The sequence below is a fragment of the Bifidobacterium sp. WK012_4_13 genome, assembly GCF_041080835.1.
GTDB lineage: Bacteria > Actinomycetota > Actinomycetes > Actinomycetales > Bifidobacteriaceae > Bombiscardovia > Bombiscardovia fermentum.
In genome coordinates this window covers 1,319,153-1,341,796 of sequence record NZ_CP129683.1, presented here as the reverse complement: position 1 = coordinate 1,341,796, position 22,644 = coordinate 1,319,153, and the positions used below count along the sequence as shown (strand labels likewise).

21 protein-coding genes are annotated in these 22,644 nt (G+C 55.2%); 9 read left to right on the top strand and 12 right to left on the bottom strand.

The genetic code is table 11. The annotated features are described in order from the left end of the window. Positions 1-248: 248 nt before the first annotated feature. The 3 genes from pgl to zwf are packed head-to-tail and all read right to left on the bottom strand — an operon-like array spanning position 249 to position 3,629. Positions 249-1,055, bottom strand: a complete 807-nt coding sequence (pgl, locus tag QN062_RS05485; protein ID WP_369340842.1) for a 6-phosphogluconolactonase — start codon at positions 1,053-1,055, stop codon at positions 249-251. Beyond that, positions 1,048-1,980 (bottom strand): glucose-6-phosphate dehydrogenase assembly protein OpcA, encoded by a 933-nt coding sequence (locus QN062_RS05480; RefSeq protein ID WP_369340841.1) that lies wholly within the window; start codon positions 1,978-1,980, stop codon positions 1,048-1,050. Before QN062_RS05480 ends, pgl begins: the two co-directional genes overlap by 8 nt. Continuing rightward, on the bottom strand, positions 1,977-3,629 hold the full coding sequence (zwf, locus tag QN062_RS05475; RefSeq protein WP_369340840.1) for a glucose-6-phosphate dehydrogenase: 1,653 nt from the start codon (positions 3,627-3,629) through the stop codon (positions 1,977-1,979). The genes QN062_RS05480 and zwf overlap by 4 nt, the downstream gene beginning before the upstream one ends. Positions 3,630-3,772: 143 nt before the next feature. On the opposite strand from zwf, the gene QN062_RS05470 reads away from it, so the two are divergent. Next, positions 3,773-4,411, top strand: a complete 639-nt coding sequence (locus QN062_RS05470) for an HD domain-containing protein (protein WP_369340839.1) — start codon at positions 3,773-3,775, stop codon at positions 4,409-4,411. Positions 4,412-4,509: 98 nt separating this feature from the next. On the opposite strand, the gene QN062_RS05465 is transcribed toward QN062_RS05470, so the two are convergent. Next, positions 4,510-5,142: a TetR/AcrR family transcriptional regulator gene (locus QN062_RS05465; RefSeq protein ID WP_369340838.1), complete on the bottom strand. Its 633-nt coding sequence runs from the start codon at positions 5,140-5,142 to the stop codon at positions 4,510-4,512. A 204-nt stretch (positions 5,143-5,346) separates the two neighbouring features. Then, the gene (locus tag QN062_RS05460; protein ID WP_369340837.1) at positions 5,347-6,474 is read right to left on the bottom strand and encodes a hypothetical protein; all 1,128 of its coding nucleotides are present in this window, start codon (positions 6,472-6,474) and stop codon (positions 5,347-5,349) included. Between the two features lie 103 nt (positions 6,475-6,577). Here QN062_RS05460 and QN062_RS05455 point away from each other — a divergent pair, with 103 nt between their 5' ends. The 3 genes from QN062_RS05455 to QN062_RS05445 all read left to right on the top strand — a co-directional run bounded on the left by QN062_RS05455 (position 6,578) and on the right by QN062_RS05445 (position 9,400). After that, positions 6,578-7,117: an NADPH-dependent FMN reductase gene (locus QN062_RS05455; protein WP_369340836.1), complete on the top strand. Its 540-nt coding sequence runs from the start codon at positions 6,578-6,580 to the stop codon at positions 7,115-7,117. Between the two features lie 234 nt (positions 7,118-7,351). After that, complete coding sequence (locus tag QN062_RS05450; RefSeq protein ID WP_369340835.1) at positions 7,352-8,611, top strand: CE1758 family FMN-dependent luciferase-like monooxygenase; 1,260 nt, start codon at positions 7,352-7,354, stop codon at positions 8,609-8,611. Positions 8,612-8,641: 30 nt separating this feature from the next. Continuing rightward, on the top strand, positions 8,642-9,400 hold the full coding sequence (locus tag QN062_RS05445) for a CE1759 family FMN reductase (RefSeq protein WP_369340834.1): 759 nt from the start codon (positions 8,642-8,644) through the stop codon (positions 9,398-9,400). Positions 9,401-9,520: 120 nt separating this feature from the next. On the opposite strand, the gene QN062_RS05440 is transcribed toward QN062_RS05445, so the two are convergent. Further along, complete coding sequence (locus tag QN062_RS05440; protein ID WP_369340833.1) at positions 9,521-10,975, bottom strand: Nramp family divalent metal transporter; 1,455 nt, start codon at positions 10,973-10,975, stop codon at positions 9,521-9,523. A 315-nt stretch (positions 10,976-11,290) separates the two neighbouring features. Between QN062_RS05440 and QN062_RS05435 the strand changes: the two genes are divergently transcribed. Then, the gene (locus tag QN062_RS05435; RefSeq protein WP_369340832.1) at positions 11,291-11,989 is read left to right on the top strand and encodes a metal-dependent transcriptional regulator; all 699 of its coding nucleotides are present in this window, start codon (positions 11,291-11,293) and stop codon (positions 11,987-11,989) included. 137 nt (positions 11,990-12,126) lie between these two features. On the opposite strand, the gene QN062_RS05430 is transcribed toward QN062_RS05435, so the two are convergent. The 6 genes from QN062_RS05430 to QN062_RS05405 form a co-directional block, all read right to left on the bottom strand. Continuing rightward, entirely contained in the window at positions 12,127-13,014 is an 888-nt protein-coding gene (locus tag QN062_RS05430) for a putative RNA methyltransferase (protein WP_369340831.1), read from the bottom strand. A gap of 285 nt (positions 13,015-13,299) precedes the next feature. Next, positions 13,300-14,574: an ATP-binding cassette domain-containing protein gene (locus tag QN062_RS05425; RefSeq protein WP_369340830.1), complete on the bottom strand. Its 1,275-nt coding sequence runs from the start codon at positions 14,572-14,574 to the stop codon at positions 13,300-13,302. After that, the gene (locus QN062_RS05420; RefSeq protein ID WP_369340829.1) at positions 14,571-16,031 is read right to left on the bottom strand and encodes an ABC transporter permease; all 1,461 of its coding nucleotides are present in this window, start codon (positions 16,029-16,031) and stop codon (positions 14,571-14,573) included. Before QN062_RS05420 ends, QN062_RS05425 begins: the two co-directional genes overlap by 4 nt. A gap of 188 nt (positions 16,032-16,219) precedes the next feature. After that, complete coding sequence (locus QN062_RS05415; protein WP_369340828.1) at positions 16,220-16,864, bottom strand: DUF4232 domain-containing protein; 645 nt, start codon at positions 16,862-16,864, stop codon at positions 16,220-16,222. Between the two features lie 87 nt (positions 16,865-16,951). Continuing rightward, positions 16,952-18,262, bottom strand: coding sequence for an MFS transporter (locus QN062_RS05410; protein ID WP_369340827.1), 1,311 nt, complete (start codon positions 18,260-18,262; stop codon positions 16,952-16,954). Between the two features lie 452 nt (positions 18,263-18,714). Then, entirely contained in the window at positions 18,715-19,116 is a 402-nt protein-coding gene (locus QN062_RS05405; RefSeq protein WP_369340826.1) for a glycerophosphodiester phosphodiesterase, read from the bottom strand. Positions 19,117-19,383: 267 nt separating this feature from the next. On the opposite strand from QN062_RS05405, the gene QN062_RS05400 reads away from it, so the two are divergent. The 4 genes from QN062_RS05400 (at position 19,384) to QN062_RS05385 (ending at position 22,635) form a co-directional block, all read left to right on the top strand. Next, positions 19,384-20,412 carry a LacI family DNA-binding transcriptional regulator gene (locus tag QN062_RS05400; protein WP_369340825.1) on the top strand — a complete coding sequence of 343 codons (1,029 nt, stop codon included), beginning with the start codon at positions 19,384-19,386 and terminating at the stop codon, positions 20,410-20,412. A 157-nt stretch (positions 20,413-20,569) separates the two neighbouring features. Next, positions 20,570-20,971, top strand: a complete 402-nt coding sequence (gene rbsD / locus QN062_RS05395; protein WP_369340824.1) for a D-ribose pyranase — start codon at positions 20,570-20,572, stop codon at positions 20,969-20,971. Positions 20,972-21,133: 162 nt separating this feature from the next. Continuing rightward, positions 21,134-22,006, top strand: coding sequence for a hypothetical protein (locus tag QN062_RS05390; RefSeq protein ID WP_369340823.1), 873 nt, complete (start codon positions 21,134-21,136; stop codon positions 22,004-22,006). A 131-nt stretch (positions 22,007-22,137) separates the two neighbouring features. Beyond that, entirely contained in the window at positions 22,138-22,635 is a 498-nt protein-coding gene (locus QN062_RS05385) for a DUF523 domain-containing protein (protein ID WP_369340822.1), read from the top strand. Positions 22,636-22,644 lie beyond the last annotated feature (9 nt).

The window sequence follows — 22,644 nt, the reverse complement described above, 5'->3', positions numbered from 1 at the left end:
AAAGACAGCAGATGTACGTAAACGCAAACCCCTATTCTGGACACACGCTCTTGCATGTGGTCAGAATAGGGGTTTTGCATCTCAAAATTTCCAATGCTGTTTCGAGATTCTGAGTTTTGCGGCAATTGGAAAGTATAGAAGGTCAAAAACGTTGAAAACGACACGTGAATTCAACAAAAATAAGCGTCTATACTTTCCAATTGCCGCAAAACTCAGAATCTGATCTCCAGAAACGATTGAAATCGAAATTACAGGAGTTTCGCGGACGCCTTGGTGATGAGCCACAGGGTTTCTTGTTTGCCGGCGGCGAATGAACTGGGCACGTGCGGGTTGTTCACGCCGGAAAGCGCGCTTGCAACGGCCTCGGCCTTGCCTGCTGAGCCTGCGAGCAGCCACACCTTGTCGCTGCTGCGAATGAAGGGTGAAGTCAGCGTCAGGCGCAGTGGGGGCTGCTTTGGCGAATGGGTGATGCCGACGACCCGTTTGAGCGGATCGTCGATGCGAATTTCCGCAAGATCAGGGAAGAGTGAGGCAAAGTGCCCATCTGGCCCCACACCGAACATCGCGACATCCAGTTTGGGATAGGTGCCCAGTTCGTAGACCAGTTCCTGATCGTATGCAGCGGCGGCTCCGTTCAGCAGATCAACGTCCTCTTCATCTGTTGCAGCCGCGATTTCACTTCGTGTACGCGTGTCAGCCGGCATCTCGTGCACATGCGAAGCCGGCATCTGGCCATCATCAAGGAGCTTGCCAAACCATGCGTCGCGAGCCTGTTTGGCGTTGCGGTCAGGCGAATCGGCGGGCACAAAGCGCTCGTCACCCCACCACAGATGCACTCTGGACCAGTCCACGGCACCATTCAATGGACTCTCCGCAATGGCCTTGAGCACAGCCGTGCCATCGGTGCCACCGGTAAGGGCGACATCGACTCGAGGCCCCCTGGCAAGTCGGTCGCCCAACTCAAGCAGAAACCTTGCAGCAGTCGCGCGATGCATCAGTTCGGGACTGGCATACTGGATGACCGTTCGCAACGAGGCGTTCGCAGCTTCAGTCATGGTCGATCATGCTCCAGCCACGGTTGATGACTTCAGCGTAAATCTCGTCGGGATCGAGTCTTCGCAGTTCCTCGCTCAGACATTCGTCGAGCGTGCGCATGGGCATGGCGATTGCCTGCGATTGTTCATCGGCCTGCGTGATCATCGCCTGGTCCTCGTCATTATGGCGCTCAATGCTTACCACGCTTGAGTCTTCGCGCGTCAGATAGATTCCGGTGATCGCATGCTCCGTCGGTTGCTGATCGAGGGTGACTGGAACGTTCAACCTGACTGCCAGCCAGGCAGCGAGCAGGTCCACCGGGAGATAATGCGACTGGCCGGTTACGCGTGCAGAGACGACGGCGAGGTGCGGTGGTTCGTCAAGCAGGGCCGCAGCCAAGGCCCTCCAGCGTGTGAGACGAGTCCATGACATATCCACGTCCTGCGGGGACCAATGCGCGCGAAGCGCGGTGAACGCTGCCTCTGGGTTAGGTGCGCGCAGGGCATCGGTTATGCGATTTCGCGCCATCGCGCCAAGTGAATCCTTCGAAGGATCCTCTGGCACGCGGGTAGGCCACCATGCGACCACGGGTGCGTCCGGAACCAGCAGGGGAATCACCAGCGTGTCGAGGTGACGGGTCAGGTCTCCGTATGGCTTGAGGACGATGATTTCGCCAGCTCCGGCATCGGCGCCGAACCGAACCTGTGCATCAAGATGCGAGCTTTCGTGCTTGTTGCGATCGGCATCGACGATGGCGATCACGCGGCAGGGATGCTCGCGGCTTGCGCTGTTGGCGGTCTCGAGAGTGGCTTCGAGATTCTCGGAATCCGTCGTGATAAGCATCGTAAGCACTCGGCCGAGCGCGACTTCGCCGCGCTCGGTGTGCAGACTGTCTATCTTCGAGGAAATGGCAGATGTTGTGGTCTGTGACAGTGTGACAATCATGGCAGCCTCCAGTGGTTTCCATCGCGTTCTAGCATTTCATCGGACTGGGCAGGCCCCCATGTGCCTGAGGCATATGGTTGCGGCTGACCGAGGGTGCTCCAATATTCCTCGATCGGGTCAAGGATGTTCCATGACAGGTTGACTTCCTCGGTTGTCGGGAAGAGCGGCGGATCGCCAAGCAGAACATCGAGAATCAAGCGCTCGTATGCTTCCGGGGAAGCCTCGGTGAATGAGCGGCCATAGCTGAAGTCCATGCTCACGTCGCGCACTTCCATTGCGGTTCCAGGAACCTTTGCGCCGAACCGCAAGGTCACGCCCTCGTCAGGCTGGATGCGGATGACGATTGCGTTCGAACCGAGTTCGCGGGTTGCCGTGGTCTCGAAAGGCAGATGGGGTGCGTGCTTGAATTCGAGTGCTATCTCGGTGACGCGCTTGCCCAGGCGCTTGCCTGTCCGAAGGTAGAACGGAACTCCGGCCCAGCGGCGGGTGTCGACGTCAAGGCGGACTGCGGCATAGGTCTCCGTCGTGGAAGCCTTGTCAATGCCCTTTTCGTTGAGGTATCCGAGCACCTTTTCCGAGCCCTGCCAGCCATCGGCATACTGGCCGCGCGCCGTGTACTTCGCGAGATCCTTGGGCACTCGGATTGCGGACAGCACCTTCGTCTTCTCAGACGTCAGATCTTGGGCGGAGAACGACACGGGCTCTTCCATCGCAGTGAGCGCCATGAGCTGCAGGAGATGATTCTGAATCACATCCCGGGCGGCGCCGATGCCATCGTAGTATCCTGCGCGTCCACCGATGCCGATGTCCTCGGCCATCGTGATCTGCACGTGGCTTACATAGTTGGCGTTCCAGACTGGCTCGAACATCATGTTCGCGAAGCGAAGGGCAAGCAGGTTCTGCACGGTCTCCTTGCCGAGGTAGTGATCGATGCGGAACACCGAATCGGGATCGAAGACACTTGAGATGACGCGGTCGAGTTCCTTGGCGCTCTTCAGGTCATGTCCGAAGGGCTTTTCGATGATGACCCTACGCCAAGCGCCCTTGGTGGAGTGGGAAAGTCCCGACTTCGCGAGCTGACGTGATACTTCGGGGAACGCCTTGGGCGGCACCGACATGTAGAACGCATGGTTGCCCATCGTTCCACGATCTCGATCGAGTTCCGACACCGTCTTGGACAGGTTGGTGAAGGCCTGCTCATCGTCAAAGTTGCCCTTGACGAAGCGGAAGCCCTTGGAGAGATGATGCCATGTCGATTCCCTGAAAGGAGTCCGGCAATGAGCCTGCATGTTCTCCTTGACGAAGTTGCCGAACTGCTCGTCGGACCAGTCACGCCGCCCGAATCCAATCAGACCGAATCCTGCGGGAAGCAGGCCGCGGTTTGCAAGGTCGTAGATTGCCGGAAGCAGTTTTTTCTTCGACAGATCGCCGGTCACGCCAAAGATGACCAGAGAGCATGGCCCGGCGATTCTTGGAAGCCTCAGATCGCTTGGATCTCTCAGTGGATTGCTCCACTGCTCACCTGGCTGACTGTCCGTCTGCGCCCGATCAGATGGAATCGCGGTGGTCGGTGCCTCAGCCGCATGCTCGGCAGGCTTGTCGGATTCAGTGTCGGGTGTGGAACCATGGTTACTGCTCGAATTGCCCATATTGCCCCCTAGTTCGCTATTCATACGAGACGATTCTACGTTCTGAACTCGAAGAAATGCATTGAAGTTCACAAATGACGTATAAGCGTGGCGTGCGAACAGCCGCCAGATGTCTTAGACATGGGGCTGGGTACGATGCAGGTATGGTCCGAGAATTACCAAATCAGCAAGCAATCGATGAGATTCACCATAGATGCGCGCCTTCCGAGGCGGCATACCGTGTGGTGCACACCCACTGTCATATTGTGGCGGATATCACACTCGAATTGGCTCAGAAGTCAACCGCGCATTGGAAAGATGACGGCTTTGACCTGCAGCTGGCGCTTGTTGGTGCCTGGCTGCACGACATCGGCACGTATCAGGTCTTCAAGCATGATGGGGCCGACGGCAAGCCGCTCAAGTTCGACCGCAACCGATACATTCTTCACGGGATTCTTGGCTATGAGCTGCTTCTGCACGAGGGTTTCGGCGAGGAAATCGCTCAGTTCGCAAGAAACCATACGGGAGTCGGGCTCTATCGGCAGGATGTGATCGACGAGGGCCTTCCATTGCCGCCAGAAGACTATGTGCCACGCAATGATGAACAGGAACTGGTGATGTACGCGGACAAGTTCAACAGCAAATCCGTTCCATCGTCATTCATTGCCGAAGGCAGGCAAGACAGACGTGCCGCGAAGTTTGGGGAAAAGAATTACCGTCGTTGGAGAAGTCTCGTTGCCAAATACTCTCTGCCTGACATCGAGGCTCTGGCCAGACGATATCATCAGCCGATCCGTCGATAGACGTCCGATATCATCAGCCGCAGCGCTCTCAGGGCAGTGCGGCTGATGATTTCAGGTGTCTCGGCCGCCATGGCGGCGGTGAGAGTTCAAGCTTGCGCTCAGGACTTGATGCCGGAGAGGATCCAGTCAACCTGCATCTGAAGCACCTCTTTCAGATCGAGCTTGTAGATCTTCTCGAGGTCCTTTCTATTTTTGAAATCGAAGCTTATCGTTCCCAGGAATGCGTAGTAGAAGGCTGGGACGGTGGTCTTCGCATCAAGCCCCGCGCGGACGCTTCCATCATCGAAGTTCTCATTGAACATCGCGATTGTCTTTCCCGGCTGCCAATGCGCGACATTGTATGGATTGTCCCAGAAGCTCTTCGGCTTTTCGCTGGCCGTGGAGAAGATGGTGAGGAACAGGTCAAAGAAGATCGCGAAGGTCTTGTCTTCGAGATAGTACTCATAATTCGCCTCCGCATATGCGTGAAGCCGGTCCAAGGTCGTCTTTGACTTCTTGAACTTCTCTTCGACGCGGGTGAGCAGCTCCGCCATCTTCCCGAAGAAGATGGCCCAAAGGATATCTTCCTTGCATGTGAAGTAGTTGTATACGGTCGCGCGGGTGATTCCCGCGGTATCTGCGATGTTTCCCATCGTGAAGCTGTCGACGCCGCCCTTGAGATACAGCTCCTCGGTAGCCTGGATTATCTTCTCGGCCTGCTTCTTTTGATGCTGGATATATCCTTCGGTCATGAATACCACCTCGTATTTGTAGCTTTGTATTTATCCCCTAGCTCCTCATTCTATCGAGAATAGCCATTTAGGCCGAGTTTGTACTGAACGTACAAATGTCGGATTGACTGGCCAAATCCTTACAAGGCGGCTAGAGAGCACGTGAAGCCTTGAAAATGAAGGAAGCTGCGTCGTGCGGTGACGCGTGAACGATGCCTGACCAAGCTAACGAATATAGCGTTGGGCATAATGTTGCCTCATCCAGGGTCCTGCGGTAAACACCTTCATCGTGCCATCCTGTTCGTTCCGCATGGCTCGTTCATCGGCGCCTGCGTGGCATCCGGACTCTTCGGCAGCGCCGACTCTTCCTGATGCGATGGCCTTCAGGATTGAAGCCTGCTCCGTGGAAGAGAAGCCGTATGGCCCAGAGCACCATAGTGGAGCGATTTCGAGAATCACTGGAGGGCGTTCTGCGCGAAAGGCGACATCGATCATTCCAGCAAAGTCGTCTTGAACGTGTGACTGCGTGAGCGCATCTCCAACAATGCCCAGTGCCATGCTGCGATGGCCTTCGTCAAAATGCGGCATGCCGCTCTTTCCCGCTATGCCCTCAGCCTCGATCGAGGATGCGACTTGCCGGGTGGCCGAGAGATCGAAAATCGTGACGATCTCTTCGGATTCCGAGCTTGCCCCATCGGGACTGCCCTGGTGAATGCAATACGGACTGGCTGCAAGAGCGACTCCACCCGCGACCGCGACCATCCATTCCTCTGTGATGTCGGTGATGTGTCCCTCCAGCCTGATGATCGATTCCTCTGGTGCCTGCCGTCGGTGTGCTGGGCCGGTGCTCGCTCTGCTGCCAGAACCATGATCGGACACAGTCAGAAGGTCGTGCTGCAGCTGTGCAAGGCTTCGGCGTGCAGCCCTGAATCCCGATATCCTGCCCTCGGCTGGCTGAGCCCATGGTCTCTCTGAGAACGCTTCAGGTAGCTTGTGCATATCCAGGATTTCGGCCACACTCCGAAACGCGACAGGTCGATCTAGAAGCCGCTGGCTCAATCCATCCAGCCAACGATCCGGGGGAGCAAGCAGGAGAATCGGTGGCTGGCCATCGTGCGCGCGCCACGCATTGTTCGCGACCAGACTCGCTGGATCTATCCACAACGCATCGTTCTCTCCCAAATGTGGGATAGGCCACAATCCCAGGTCATGCTCGAAATTCCACTGCCCGGAAAGCAACTCCTCCCCGCTCTTGAAAGACTCCCATATCCATTGCAAATCCGTCACTATATGGAAATCGCGTGCAGGGGAATCGCCCTGTTCACCATGGATTTTCTCAGCTGAGGCCTTCATAATCTATAAGCATAAATCAGGAATTTTTTAATGATTTATCTTTAGAAGAAGTGTGGCGGCCAGGGGGCCGTTTTCCATTCACAACACCCATAAGGGAGACACTATGACAAGCATCGCAGTTCTGGTGGGATCGCTACGCAGAGATTCCTTCAACAAGAGCCTGGCTGAAAACATTGAGAAGCTGGCTCCAGCAGGAGTCACCTTCGAAACGGCCGACTTGAACCTTCCTCTTTTCAACCAAGACCTCGAGGCCGATTTCCCAGCGGATGCGAAGGCGTTGAAGGATCTGATCGAGCGCTCCGACGGTGTGCTCTTCGTCACCCCTGAATACAACAGAAGCTTTTCCGGTGTCCTGAAGAATGGGATTGACTGGGCTTCACGCCCATGGGGCCAGAATTCGTTCAATGGCAAGCCCGCTGCCATCGTCGGCGCCTCGCTTGGCGCTTTGGGAACCACCCAGGCACAGGCTGCCCTGCGTAACGTTCTGATCTACCTGAATACCGAGATCATGGGACAGCCAGAGGTCTATTTCAACGCAACGACCGGTCTGAAGGAAGACGGTTCAGTGGCCGACGACGCGAAAGGCTTCCTGACTGATTTCGTGAACGCCTTCGTCGCCTTCATCGACAGGCACAAGAACTGATGCTCTCTTTCGCGGCTGGCGAGGGCAAGCCAACCTCACATGGCGTTGGGGTCTGCTCGTTATCGCCAGCCATCGTTCCCGATTCTGACCGCAGGGCATCGAGGCCCTGAAGCGAAGGTTTGGGGACTCTCCCTTTGCTCATATCGTCATGCAGGCGACTCTTCATTCACAAAACTTCATTCACAAAAGACTGCATATCTCAAGAACCGTGTTACTTCGAGGAAGGAAGCCATCATGGCGCAGGACGCTCAAGAGATCATCGAGGCCAACAAACGCAAGCCTTCGTCGGCCCGACCAGGCCCAATCCAATTCGGTGTCATGTCTGTGTCGGATGTGACGCGCGATCCTGTGAGCAATTCGGTTCCATCCGAGGCGGAGCGCATTCAGGCATCGTTGCAGGAGGCAGTGAAGGTCGAAGAGGCGGGATTCGACGTGTTTGCCGTCGGCGAGCACCACAATCCACCATTCTGGTCATCGTCTCCGACCACTTTCCTTGCGGCGGTAGCTGCGAAAACGAAGCGGATCACGCTTTCCACATCGACGACCTTGATAACGACGAACGATCCGGTTCGCATAGCCGAGGAGTATTCCTTGCTTCAGCATGTTGCCGATGGCCGGATAGACCTCATGCTCGGACGCGGAAACACTGCACCTGTATACCCGTGGTTTGGCCAGGACATTCGTCAAAGCCTGCCCTTGGCGCTCGAGGGATACAATCTGCTCCATGAGCTGTGGCACAACGATGTGGTCGATTGGTCGGGCAAGTTCAGAACGCCTCTGCAAGGATTCACATCAATCCCGAGACCGCTTGATGACGTGCCTCCATTCGTCTGGCATGGGTCGATTCGCACTCCCGAAATCGCTGAGCAGGCCGCTTTCTATGGCAATGGATTCTTCGCGAACGGCATCTTCTGGCCGGTGGAACACTTCCGCAGGCTCGTTCGTCTGTATCGCCAGCGCTTCCAGCACTGGGGCCACGGCACGGCTGAGCAGGCGATCGTCGGGGTTGCTGCGCAGACCTACATTGCTCGGAACTCGCAGGATGCCATTCGCGAATATCGCCCTTATTTCAACAACTCTCCGGTCTACAAGGGCGGCCCTCCGCTGGAGACGATGATTGAGGAGACACCGTTGCTCGTCGGATCGCCGCAGCAGATCATCGATCGCGTGCTTGAGCAGCGCGAATACTACGGTGACTATGCGCGCCAGCTCTTTCTCGTCGATCACGGTGGCCTGCCATCAGGCACGGTCTTGGAGCAGCTTGACAGGCTTGGTGAGGACGTTCTCCCCGTCCTTCGTAAAGAATTCGCCGCAGAGCGTAGCCCGCGAGCTGTCGCAGCCCCCTCTCACGATGATATGGTTCATGCGAAATATGGTGACAAGCCCGCGCGTCAGCCAAAGCCTCACGATAATCGTGGCGACAATGTGACTGGAACCAGCCCATATATTGATTCGGACCCGAATCAAAGGGTTACGATGCCGAGTTTGTACTGATACCTTTGGGGGATCGTTGGGAGTGAATGCATGAGTGAGAGTTCTTTGGAAACAGCGTCTGGCAGTTCATCGGCATCGCGGGGAGGCCCGTCATCCCATAGGGAGCGGCGCGCTCATCGCATTGCCATCGTGAGTGCCGGTGTCGGCAATCCGTCGACGACCACAGAGCTTGCGCGTGGCATTGCGCTCAAGACAAGCGAATTGCTCAAGGAATATGGCACAGACAGCGACATTGCGCTTATCGAATTGAAGAATCTTTCGAATGACATCGCAATCGCCTCGGTCTCTCTGCAGATTTCTCCTGCCTTGCAGGATGCGTTGCAGACCGTTCAGAGCAGTGATGCCGTTATTGTTGCCAGCCCCGTATACAAGGCCACGTATTCTGGTCTGTTCAAGTCGTTCTGGGACATTGCCGATGCCGATATCGTGCTTGGGCTTCCCCTGGCCGTCGTCGCCACTGGCGGCAGCGAACGCCATGCCTTGGTTCCGGATACCGCGATGCGATCGTTGTTCGCATTCATGCGTGCGCTGATCGTTCCGACCGGTGTTATGGCTGCCACGGGTGACTGGGGATCTGCCGATCTTGCGACGCATCAGGATCGAGTGGCCGCAGAGCTGGCGGCTTTGGTCGTGGCTGATGTCCACCAGAATCTTCTTGACTCGGTTGGAGGAAAATATACGCGCACCTTCAAGGCCAGAGTCGATGATAATGCCGATGAAACCGATGCGAGTGAGGGCCTTGACTTTGGCAGTTCGCTGATGCATCTTGCCGCAGGTGGGAGCCTCTAGGAACATATGTCCTCTCTGAAGAAGATGTAAGAAAAACGGCGCAGACCAGGTTCGGGAGAAGTTCTAACCTGATCTGCGCCGCTGCTTTGCGATCACAAAGGGGTGGTCACAGAGGAGTGGTTACAGCGGAAGTGGTCGCAGGAATGCAATCAGCTGCTGTATGTCCTGTACGATCAGCCAGACGTTCAGGCCTGACAGCACCGCAACGACGATCCAGGCAAGAATCGACATCCAAAGCGGGTTGGCATATTTCCTGCCCATGATTTTCTTTGATGAGGTGAACCAGACCAGAGGCACCATGGAGATGGGCAATGCGATGCAGAGGAACACCTGGGAATAGATCAGCAGGTTGTCAAGTGCAGACTCCGTCCCACCGAACGCGAAGGTGCAGACAAGCACTGGGATTATCGAAATAACTCTGGTAACCACACGCCGAAGCCACATTGGAATGCGCATTCGAATGAAGCCCTCCATCACAATCTGCCCGGTGAGCGTGCCCGTGATCGTTGAATTCTGACCGGATGCGAGCAGCGCGACTGCGAATAGCGTGCTGAGAGCACCGCTGGCGACGGGGCCTGCGAGTCTGCTGTCGCCGAGAGCATTGTAGAGGGATGTGAATGTGTCGAGGCCATCACCATGGCCAAAGAACATTGCCGCGCCAAGAACGAGCAGCAGGCAGTTCACGACGAACGCTGCCGTGAGCTGAATGTTCGAGTCCCAGGTGGCGAAGCGAAGCGCGTTGCTGACCTCCCGATCGTCCTTGCGGTCGTAATTGCGTGTCTGAACGATCGATGAGTGAAGATACAGGTTGTGCGGCATCACGGTTGCGCCCACGATGCCCAACGCCATGGTGAGCTGACCATTGCCGAAAATCTGTGAGTTCGGGATGAAGCCGGCGAACACAGCGCCGACGTTCGGCTGTGCCAGCCATACCTCATAGACGAAGACGGCCATGATGACCAGGATCAGGGTCACGACGATTGCCTCGATGCGTCTGAACCCGACCTGCATGAGCAGCAGCAGGAGCAGCACATCGAACACGGTGAGAACCACGCCGACGGCAAGTGGAATGCCGAAAAGCAGGTTCAAGGCGATTGCGCCACCGATCACCTCTGCGATATCGGTTGCCATGACTGCCAGTTCAGTGGTGATCCAGAGGACGATTCCCGTCTTTCTACCGGTATGAAGACGCGTCGCCTGAGCCAGGTCAAGGCCTGCGACGATGCCAAGCTTTGCGCACATATATTGCAGCAGCATTGCGATGAGGCTGGAAAGCAGAATCACTGACATCAGGAGATAGCCATATTGTGCGCCACCGCCGATAGACGTGATCCAGTTTCCTGGATCCATGTACCCGACGGCAACCAGTGCGCCGGGTCCCGAGAATGCAATGAGGCTTTTCCAGAAGCTGTGACTTGCCTTTGGAATGCTTACCGTTGCATTGATCTCTTCGAGTGAGAGGCCATTGGCCGTCTCAATCAACTTGCCTCTGCTGAAGATCCTTGATTCGGAACCGCCCAATTTCCCGCTTCGTTCCTTCGTAGAAGTCTCTGTTGCCGCTGACGTGTCGCTCATTATCCCCATCCCTGAATCGTAGCCCTCAAACAATTTAGTTCTACCCCTCGAAGTATAGACGGATATGCATGGAATGCGAGTGATGACACAATCCGTTAACGAAGTTTTCGATTTCGCGTAACCATCCACGAATCAAGTCTGACCATGCCTTTCGCTGCGGGATCATCGTGATGGGAGATGGCTCGTGGACGCTTCCCTGTAGGACCTCGCACAGGGGTTTTCGCGCATAGGAGTCTCAATGCAGAAATTGTAAGGAATGCATTGAGATATGAACCTTTCAGCATCAAAACGGCGACATTGGTTAGACTGTACAGCATGACTTTTCAAGAGCTATCTACGAACTCGCAGGACTATCTCAAGGTGCTTTGGGATCTGCGCGAATGGTCCGACAAGGCGATTCAGCCAACGGATCTTGCTCGAAAGACCGGCATGAAGCCGTCAACGGTGTCCGGGGCGATGGCTCGTCTGACCACGCAGGGATTGGTCACCCACGCTCCATATGGAGATATCATCCTGACGCCGCTAGGTGAGCAGTACGCCTTGAAAATGGTTCGCAGACACAGGCTGCTCGAGACCTTTCTTGTAGAGAAGCTCGGGTATCGATGGGATGAAGTCCATAAGGAGGCAGATCAGCTGGAACATGCCGCATCGGATCTCATGATTGAGCGCATTGATGAAAGTCTCGGCCGTCCGACGAAGGATCCTCACGGTGATGCGATTCCCGGACCAAATGGAGAGATGGAAGAGGACAGCAGCATACTGCTGACCGATGCGCCGGAGGGCGTGAAGGTGCGTATCGAACGAGTCAGCGACGAAGATCCGAAATTATTGCGCTTCCTTCAGCAGCAAGGGCTTTCCATCAACGGCAGCGCCACAATAGGCAAGTTCACCCCGTATTCCGACATAGTTACCCTGGTTCTGCCATCGGGTGCAAAGGTCGCACTCGGCGCTTCGGCGGCAAGGCGCATCAGGGTTACGCGGCTCAATGACGAAGGTGGCACTGCGCTTTCGTAGGCTGCAACGGGCTGGAGGCGAATAGGAGATGAAGAGGATGCGTGGGTGCAGGCTCTCACGGTTGGCATCCATGCCGGCCGTTGCCGGTCGTGACGTTGGAGTTCAGAAATGGCCTGGGATTGCGGTCGGTGATGGCCTCATCTCATTGTCGCCTCTACGATTTCAGCCTCGATGGTAAGCTCATGCAGCGATGCGAGATCGATTGAGGACCGACGTACGTGGAACATGAGCGGAGTCATCGCGAGGAACCGTTCCCACTGCTTGGAACTGAGAGGAATCGTTGCGGTTGCGCTTGATACCTGCCGAATGGTGCAGTGTCGCTCGATCCCCTGGAACACGTCGTCGTTGGAATAGACATCTGGCTTTTCCTGGTGGGAATGGGCAATCGTCTCTCGCAATTCAACAAGGTGATTCTTTCCCGGCACGACTTTCACCAGTCTTCCATCGGGCACGAGAACTCGTTTGAATTCTCCATAGTTCGCGGGTGAAAAAATGTCGGTGATCACGTTCATTGAGCCATTTGACAGTGGCAGCTGAGCCAGATCTGCGATGAACCATCGGATGTTTCCACCGCCTCGGGCCGCAATCGAAATCGCAGGGGCGGAAATGTCACAGGCATACAGCGATGCTTCGGGAACTGCTGGCGCCGCTGCGTCTGCTGTATTGACCAGTCGCTGCAGTTGCTTCGTCAGCGTCCCATCGCCGCAGCCAACGTCAAGCAACGCTGAACCATCCGAATGCATGCACGGAATGACTGCCTCGGCAACCTTGCGGATTATATGGTCGTAGAGTCCAGTGCTCAGTGCCTGGCTGCGATTTTCGAAGAATGATTGACTGTACAGACCGTCATGCCCACGGTGAGAATTCAGAAATGAAGCATAGCCTTTTGCAGCGATGTCAAAGGTATGATTGCGGGAGCATCGCAGACTTGTTCCTGACGGAGCCAGGGCATCGCCGCATATGGGGCATTGGAATGTCCCTGCTGCATCGAGAAATTTCCGTATCGAAGGCTTCATGTGAATCATTGTCCTCTTCTCTGCGAATCTTTCATCTCCGTTGGCGTTTCAACCGATCATGAATTCTCGAACTCGCCATGCCGAGGCTGAAGCGCAGAGCTCGCGAAGCACGGGCTGTGGAATGCACGGACTGTGGAATGCAGCATGCCCCCTGATTCTGAGCAGAACTCATGCAGGGGGCACGTGGAGAGAAACGCTGCAGCGCAATCACCTTTCAATGCGCATGTGCCCTGTCAGTCTGGCAAGAAACAACCTGACCAGACTGACAGGGCACATGCGTCGAAGAGCCGCAGATCAGTCATCGGTATAGATGATCGCGTCGGTCTGCGCGGCAAGATCCTCATCGGCGGTCACGATAATCATGCATTTTGATTTCTTGTCGGCCAGGAATCGCATCACATCGAGAATCGTTTCCGTGTCTTCGTCATCAAGACCCAGCGTCGGTTCGTCGGCAAGAATGATGCTGGCATCGCAGCTCAGAGCCCGAGCGAGTTGAGCCTTGCGCTGATTCAGCAGACTGAGCTGTCCGACAGGGGTGTCGAACTGGTCGTCCGGGAACTGGACCTGATTGAGCAGTTCTGCAGCCAGAACCGGCATTGGCTTGAGGAAGTTGCGACCCGAAACATCCATCGTCAGCACGATGTTTTCGCTCGCCGTCAGTTCACTCCGCAGATTGAAGTGTTCGAACAGCACGCCGATGTTATGGCGGCGGAACTCATTCGGTTCCATTTCCTGGATGTCCTTGCCATGGAAGGTAATCGTTCCATGATTCGGTGTCCTCATGCCAGATCCCAGTGCCACCACCGCGCGACGTTCGTCATCTGAACGGATCAGCACACTCTGTACTCGCGAGTTGTAGAAGGCCCAATCCACCTTGTTCAAGAGATCGAATCGTTCGTGTCTGAGTGTGTATGTGACCTTGTTGAAGGCAAGAATCGGGTATTGCTCGAATCGCGTTCGCCGAAGATGACGGATGCGTCTGTTGATTTTCTGTGACACGACATGGAGGGAATCTTCGGACAGGTCTCTCGATCTGGAAGGTTTCGGCTTCGTGTGTGTCTGTGTATGCGCCTGTGCTTGAGTCTGTGCCTTGGATCGATTTTCTTGGGTGGAGAGCGGCGCTGAAGATGATTCAGCGATCGTGTGCCCATTCCTATCCGAAGCAGGCTTTTCGGCTTCCTCAGGGGTTTTGGAGACGGTTTTCGAATTCAGGGATTTCGACGCCGCTGAGATGCTGACTGAATCGTTCTCTGAATCGGCTTCTGGCTGTTCTGCCGATGTGCCATCAGCATCCTGAGAATGTTCGTCTTCGTCCTTGTCTGCGTCTTCGTCCTCTTCATCATCCTCAAATACGATGGAGAAATTCACCTCTTCGTCGTTTTCCTCGCCATCGTCGGCTGCGGATGAGTCATCCGATTCCTCGCCATCGTCGGATTGCACTGGCTCTCCGACGGAATCGTCGGCAAGCTTCTCGGAGTCACTGATATCAGTGTCATTGATGTCAGTCGATTTCTCATCCAGTGAATCGTTCAATGAACCATTGTCGTCTTCAACTTCTTCGGATTTCATGCGGATACCCCTTCCTTGTGAGTCCCCGTGGTTGCTGCGTGATTGTCTTCGCTGTTCTTGTCTTCGGATTCTGTCGGCTCGTCATCTTCGATTCCGCTCTCATGATCCGTGTCTTCGCCGTCGGCGACTTCATGATCTGCAACCGATTCATAGGTTGCCGGCCCGAGCAAGGTGTTCATTCGGAACGATGCCACGCGCACAATCGCTGCGATGATGCAGAGCGCCCACAATGCGACGCCGCCGATTGCCACATACTTCATCAATGTCATGTCAGGCGTTGCGCGGACGATGCCGGATGCTGGCAGCACCCCGGCGATTGCAAAGCTGAGTCCGACGCCGATGCCGAAACCGACAATGGTTCCTGGGATGGTGATCATCAGCAATTCGACTGAATAGCGCCAGGAAATCCTCGCCCTGCCGACGCCGATGCCGACAAGCATGCCAATATCCTCGTTGCGACGCTTCCATGAGAGAATGAGGCAGATCAGAAGAACGATCGCTCCAAGTGCGCCGATCGCAATGACCGTGACCTTCATCACCTTTGCCAGGGTCGTCAGCGGGGCCACCTTTGCCTGGTACTGTGCGAGCGTCGGAGAGCTGATGATGTAATTGCTCCCCAGCCCTGCTGCACGGGACTTCTTCACGAATGTGTTGTAGTCCTTCGGGCTCGAGAGCTCAAAGACGATTCGTAAGACATGCCCTATGCTTCCGGGTTTCGTGGCCGAATAGAATCCGTTGCCCATGAAGGTGTATGAACTGACATAAATTGCATTGTTCGCGTTGCTGGCATCTGAGTATTTCGTCGAAAGCTTTGATGAACTCGCATGGTCCTTGTAGATGCCGCTGACGGTCATCTCTATCGTCTTCTTGGCATTGCTTGGGTTCACGAGCTTGAACTTGCTGCCGACCTTGTAATCATTGGCCTTTGCGAAGCTTTGAGACACCACTGCCTTGTTGCTTATCGTGGTTCCGGTGTAGTCGACCGTCTTTCCCGAAACAAGGGTGAATCCTGAGTCAGGCAAGGATGCGGTCGCTGCCTTGGACGAGGTGCTTACAATCGAAATCTGTCCGCGCTCGGCGCTGCTCTTCGTGTCGCTGGTGCCGGAAACGGTCTTTGTGTCTCCCGACAGCTTGGCATCCGCGGTCTCATAGTAATAGGCGTTGATCGTCACGCCTGCGGCCTCGGCATAGGTGCTGTATTTCTCCCAGCTGAGTTCGTATTTGCTCCAGTCAACGTTCTTTGTCTTGTTCGCCTTCTCGATTTTTGCCTTGTCGAGGCTGATGATCGCATTGACTTTCTGAGCGTTGTACGTCGTCGTCTGCGCGTTGGTGTCAGCCTGGACAATGGCTAATCCCATCAGCGTCGCCGCGGTGACAACGACCGTTGTCGTCACAGAGACCACGCTCAAAACCTTATGGCGTGCGATTGAACCCCATGCCTCTTTGAGAATGAACATACCGTCTACTCCAATATCAAGATGCCGAAAAATCCAACATGCTACTTGTACCAACCTTCATGCCAATGCTTCGGCATGGAACCCCACACATCACTATGCACGTTTGGTGTGTGATTTATCTGGTCTCTACCTACAATAATGCTGTCTGCAAGCTGAATGAATCCTGAGAGCGAGCAATGTCGGCAAGTTCACTGACCGGTTCCAGCCTGAAGCGGCTTGACGCGGACTATCGCCGTACCGGCGTTCGCGCAACCCGTGAAGTCTTTGTTCGCAACGGATATCGAGGTTTTTTGATTAGGTGGATATATCACGACGCTGTCTGCCTGAGTGGGCTTGCATGCAGATTCCGAGAGATTCGCAGCTTGGGTGATTTGCAATGCCGAATAGGCTGACTGCCCCCTCTGCAAGGTCAATGTCGTCGAGCTTCCCGACTCGCGGACAGCCGCGGCGCCGATCTGCTTGCCGGAAGCGGCGAGTGACACCCCGGGATATCCGCCGATCGCGCAGGCACTGCCGTGGTTGGTCAGCACGATATATGGATACAGGCTCCCAGCACCGCCGCCACTGCCTGTGCTGACCGTGGCCGTGAGCTGCGACGTCGCGCATGTGCCGTCCGCTGTCGTTGCGGGCGATGAGGTCGACGAAGTGCCGGAAGCCGATGATGAGTCGCTGTCGGGAGACGAACTCGCCGTCGTCGATGGATTGCCTTCTCCAGAGGTCGCAGTCGAGTCTGCGGACTCGCTCGATCCACAGCCGACCAGGGCCCAGCCAATCGCCAAGGTGGTGACGATTGCGGCAAATGCCCGGAAGCCTCTGCCGGAATGATGAACCATCGCCCGGCTTGAACGTGTCGTCCTGCTATTCTTTGATTTCTCTGCTTTCCCCATGCATACAGTCTATTCGTGGGCGGGGGTATGCGCTCAGTTTGCGCTTGACGGAATATCCGAGTGCAGGGAGACGCCGGGAATGTCTCCCCGTTCGATGCGTTCTCTCAGTCGTCTGTCATATTGCAATGCAGCGGGAACCGCGAAGATGAACAGGCCACAGAGCACGGCTCCGAATCCTGAGATTGCGAAAATCCATTCGACGCCTATCGCATCTCCGACCGGTCCTACGAACAGCAGGCCGATCGGGCCTGCGATTCCGGTGATGGAAAGGCAGACACCGAAGATTCTTCCAAGTTCACTGGCGGGATACGACTGCTGGATCAACGCCATTGAAAGCGTGGATGGGAAGGCCGTCGCCAAGCCTGCGATGAAGTTCAGGCCTACGAACATCACGAATCCAGGCATGGAAACGGGAAGGACCGAACATGCCATGAAGGCAACGCCAAGCACTATCTGGCCCGCGATGATAAGGGGTATGCGGTTCTTCCACTTGCCGAACATGCCAATCAAAGCCCCTCCTGCAAGCGATCCGACCGACCACATGACCTCGACCACTCCGGCTTGGAAGATCGTGCCCTTGAAATAGCCCAAGGTCATCAGGGGGTACAGGCTCGCCGCAGGCATGAAGGTCAGCGTTGAAATGGCCGCCATTGCGAGGATGGACCACATGCCTGGTGCGGTGCCGATGCGTTTGAGCCCGTATACCATGTCGGTCCAGGGATGGGCCTTGCTCTCAGGTTCGACGGTGTTCGAGATGATATGGACGAACATCAGGGAGCCGAAGCTGAATGCTGCGCCCAGCACGTCGATGAGCAGCAGATAGTTGATCGGGACTATCGCATAGAGCAGCGCACCGAGTGCCGGAGAGATGATCAGGGTTCCGGACTGGACCATGCCAAGCTGGCCGTTGACCTTGGTGATTTCCTCGGGCGGAACCATGGTCGGCAGGATGGATTGCACCGTCGGCATCTGGAATGCCTGCGCGATGGAGCGTATGAGCAGTGAACCGAAGATAAGCCACAGTGGAAATGTCTCGTTGACTGTTCCCACGATGCACAGGACGATTGCCACCGCTGCGGCAACCATATCCGGGACGATGAGCAGGGCCTTCTTGTTCCACCGATCGACGAAGGTGCCGATGAAGGGGCTGACCAGCACCATGGGGAGCATCGCGAGAATCGTCGCAACGCTGAGGATGGTCGCGGAACCGGACTTCTGAGTCAGATACCAGATGATTGCGTATTGGACGATCATTGAGGTGATGCCAGTGACGAACTGACTGAAGAGGAAAAGATAACTGTTCTTGCGCCAAACTCCACCTAAGTCTGTGGATGGTGAGATCATGACCGGCCTTACTCGTTTCTTGCTGCCCACTGAGAATCGTCGCACGATGCGATGTATTGGGACACTGTCCAAATATCCAACATCAATCATAATACCTGAGGCACGGGCCTGATTACTCTCTCGGCATTCATCCAGACTGGGGCTTGCAACGACAAGCATGGCACTGATGCATGGCTGTGACGCATGGCAACGAGGAATGGCAATGACGCATGGCAACCAGGAATGATGGAGATGCATGACAGTGGAACGGTGGAGACGCAGTGCCAAGTATTTCACGAATTGCGCTGCTGGGAGGACAGGAATATACGGATCTTATGCTGAACAGGGCTCAGACATGGCGAATGGGCCATCTTTGTCGGGAAAGCAGACAAAAATAACCCATCCGTCGTTTTTTATTCACCGGGTTTGCGGGATCCGCATCATTCGCTCGTGTGCGCGGCTATCCGGCTGCTTCACAGCGAATCATGCTGAACGATGAAGCCTCTATCGTAATGGAGGAACATGCGTGCGCCATATCGGTCAACATCGCGGTGAGTGAAGAGCATTCGGATGGCGAATGCGGTCTGAACGTCAAGAGGCAAGTCCCGGAATGCCTTGTGCGCGTCCCACTTATCGTCTGCGATTGCGTAGTCCGGAACATAGGCGAATCCTTCGCCGTCCTCATTCACATATCCAAAGAATGGCAGGTCCCATGCCTTGTGATAGGTCAATGCTTCCTTGAAGTCCTCTACCTGTGCAAGTGCGTCATCGCTGATGCCGAACTTCCTGGCAACTTCGTTCGCAGCCTGGGTCTTTGCTTCGGCGTCCTCGCCGTAAAGATGGCGATGGACGACTATCAATTTCTCGTTCTCCATAAATGGTGTCCTTCCAGTCCAAGAGTCGCTGATGAATGCTAGTCATCGTGAGAAGCAATGCGACCTGTATATACAGCTTGAATTCTTTGACATCCGCGTCAGCATATGGCAGAAACGAAATGTCATGTGCATGGAGTTGGTACAGGGATTGTACCTGTGAGACAATCTAGCATAAAATCCTTGACCGTTCGCAATCCGTACGGTTGGCGTGTGATTGCCTTGTTCATGCATGAGGATGTTGGTTGAGGGAGTGGATTGAGGGATGTGATGAATTACGTCACGATAAAGGACGTTGCCCATGAGGCTGGCGTGTCCGTTCCCACCGTTTCTCAAGTGCTGAATGACACCGGTCGTATTTCGGCGGCGACGCGTCAGCGCGTTCTGGAAGCCGTGAGAAGACTTGACTACATTCCCAATTCGGCAGCCATCTCGATGAGGTCGAGTTCGACCAAGACCGTGGGAATCCTGGTTCCCGATATCAGTAATTCATATTTTTCATATTTAATTTCGTTGATTACCCGCGAGCTTCTGGTAGAGGGATATGTCTGCATGATCGGCTCGTCCTCGGAAAGCTTGGAAGGGCAGGACAGATTTCTTCGATCGCTGCTGACGCAGAGAATCGATGGGGCGATTCTGATTCCTCAGGGAACGGCATCGCGAGGTCTCAAGAAATTCGTTGCTTCTGGGCTGCCTCTCGTAATCCTTGACCGACAGGTGAGGGATCTGCCGGATGCGGGGCGAATCCCAGTCATTGACGCGGATCCGAGGCCGGGAATTAAGGCTGCCATTGAAAGTGTGAAGGCGCGGGGTCATTCCCGGATTGGATTCATTCACGGGCCGACCGCCAAGTCACCGAATTTGCTGGAGCGTGAGCAGATGTTCGTGGATATTGCAGGTTCTCGTCTTGGAAACCGAAACGCCCTCGTTTCGGAACATGTGAGCGCCTTGTCTGCGATACGCGAGCCTCTGTCCCGGAAGGTGGACACCTTCATGTTCGGATACTCGCCTGATGCGTTGGAGGCAATTCGATATTTTCGTCTGCAAGGACTGAAAATTGGAGTGGACGTATCGATAATCAGTTTTGACGATATCCCGGTCTTTGAACTGACGGCACCGAGCATTTCCGTCATTTCGCAGCAGCAGGGGATGATGGGCGACTATGGCGTCAGGATGCTGTCGTCGTTGATGCAGGGTCGGGCGCTCGGTGAGCAGACGGAGGATGCCTTCGGTCGGATAAGGATCCCGACTCTGTTCATCGACCGCGAATCCGTCGGCGAGACATGCACCGTCGCTTGATTCGATGACGTCATTGGTCGATGATCTGCCGCCCTGACACAGAGAGAAAGTGATTTCTGGGATGTGGCTCTGACCATAGATTTGACAAGACTGCAGGCGAAGGATATACCTAGAAATCGATATAACGATATATCAAAGCAATTTGGACAATGGAGTTATGGTGAAAAAGACAGGCATTCTCAATAGCGATCTTGCAAAAGTGGCCGATGACTTGGGCCATACGGACTTGGTGTGCATTGGCGATCTTGGATTGCCGGTGCCGAAGGGAATCCAGAAAATTGACCTGGCTTTGAAACGTGGTGAGCCGAGGTTCATCGACGTGCTCAAGGTATATCTCGACAATATCGTGGTCCAAAAGATTTTCCTCGCCGATGAGATTCGGACCCAGAATCCTGAACAGCTTCAAGCGATACAGGCACTCCTTCCAGAAGGCGTGAGTGTCGTCTATTACTCTCATGAAGAGCTGAAGGAAATGACGAAGCAGTGCAAGGCGGTCGTTCGTACCGGTGAAGATACCCCATTTTCGAATATCATTCTCGAATCTGGAGTGACGATCTAGCGTTCCTGGCGAGCATGGGATCGTATCCGTGAATCTTCAAGATTTCCGACTTTCAATGTGATGTGGATGGGCTGACTTCTCTAGGCTATTCTGATATTTGTCTGAGTAATCGGTGGAAGCGAGTAATCGGAAAAGGGCGCATAGCCGGAGAGGAAAGATGCCATGCTTTCTTTGACGCTTGAATTGGGTGAGTCAAGCACTGTCGTCAGGTGCGTCAGTCCGAGCTTCACGGTGACCGTATCCGACTATGTGCATGACGATGATGTGCATGACAACGATGTGCATGACGATGGTGGCGTGAGTGCTGCGCGGCTTCTGTTTCGAGACGAACAACACCATAGAATCATCATTGTCGAGCCACCTCAGGGACTTGATTCGCAGAAGCTTCGCGAGCGGATTGCCAAGATCGCACATGTGATGCGAGACGATAGGGATTCGGCGCGGTATCCGCATGTTTTCGAGGACGAACATGATTCCGGCTCCGTGGACGATGTGGGGAGAGTGATCGTCGCCGTTCTGAGCCGTCTCGGTCTTTTGGATGCGCTGCTTGGTGACGAAGCTGATTTTGCAGACTGCGGGAACGGCGGGGATTCAGATTCTGCCACGAATGTCGCTGCTGACATCAAGGTGCCGGGATCCGCATCGAACAGGGTCCGTCGGCCAGCAGCGCCTGCCAAGGCGCGTCATCGTTGGTCGAAGGAGGTGAGCACCATTGGATTCCATGTAGACTACAAAGGCGTCAGGGCAACGGTCCGCTGGCTTGCAAGGAACCAGATGCTCGTGCTCAAAGGGGCGACGATGCTCGATAGGGCTCCCTTGAATAAGGACGGTTCGCTTGGATTCTCGGCACGCTTTGCTGAACAGATGCGACGTGATCACGCAGCGGAGTTCAAGAGTTTCAAGACGACCACGGACATCCTTCTCAAAAGCGTCAACGAGGTCGGACTCTTCCTTTACTTTGGCGGGACGAACAGCTGGCTGGTGCTCAAGGACGACGATGGGAGGTCGATCCACGATTGGACGGTCGTATCATAAATATGCAACACACCTAATATGCAACACACCTGGTATGTGATGAGAAAAGTTGACGCAGTGTGATTGTATGGTCATGCACTATTCGGAATCCTCGGGGATGATTCCCTGCATGCACGGTTTGGGAGTGGACGATGATCTTGGTGAGCGCTTGTCTGGCTGGATTTGCAGTCAGATATGACGGTTCTGACGCTCGTAACAGCTTGGCTGAATGGCTGGTCGAGCGCGGCCAGGCCGTTTCGGCCTGCCCCGAGATTCTTGGCGGATTCGCGATTCCGCGCCCGTCGGCGGAAATCGTCCATGGGGAGCATGGCCATTCGTTCCGTAGGGTCAGGGAATGCACGGGAAAGGATGTCACCGCTCCATACGAGCTTGGTGCGAAACGCGTGCTGAACATGGTGAAACGCAACAACATCACCGTCGCCTTTCTGAAGGACCGCAGCCCGTCATGCGGGGTGGACGTGATATACGATGGCACGTTCACTGGTGCGAAGATCAAGGGAATGGGAGTCACGGCAAGGCTTCTGGCTTCCAGCGGCGTGCAGGTGTTCCCGGATACCCGACTGAACCCCGAAACCGTCCGTCCCTTCATCGATGACGATCTGATTCCAGACCTTGCCCGATTTGTCTAGCCGTTCAGC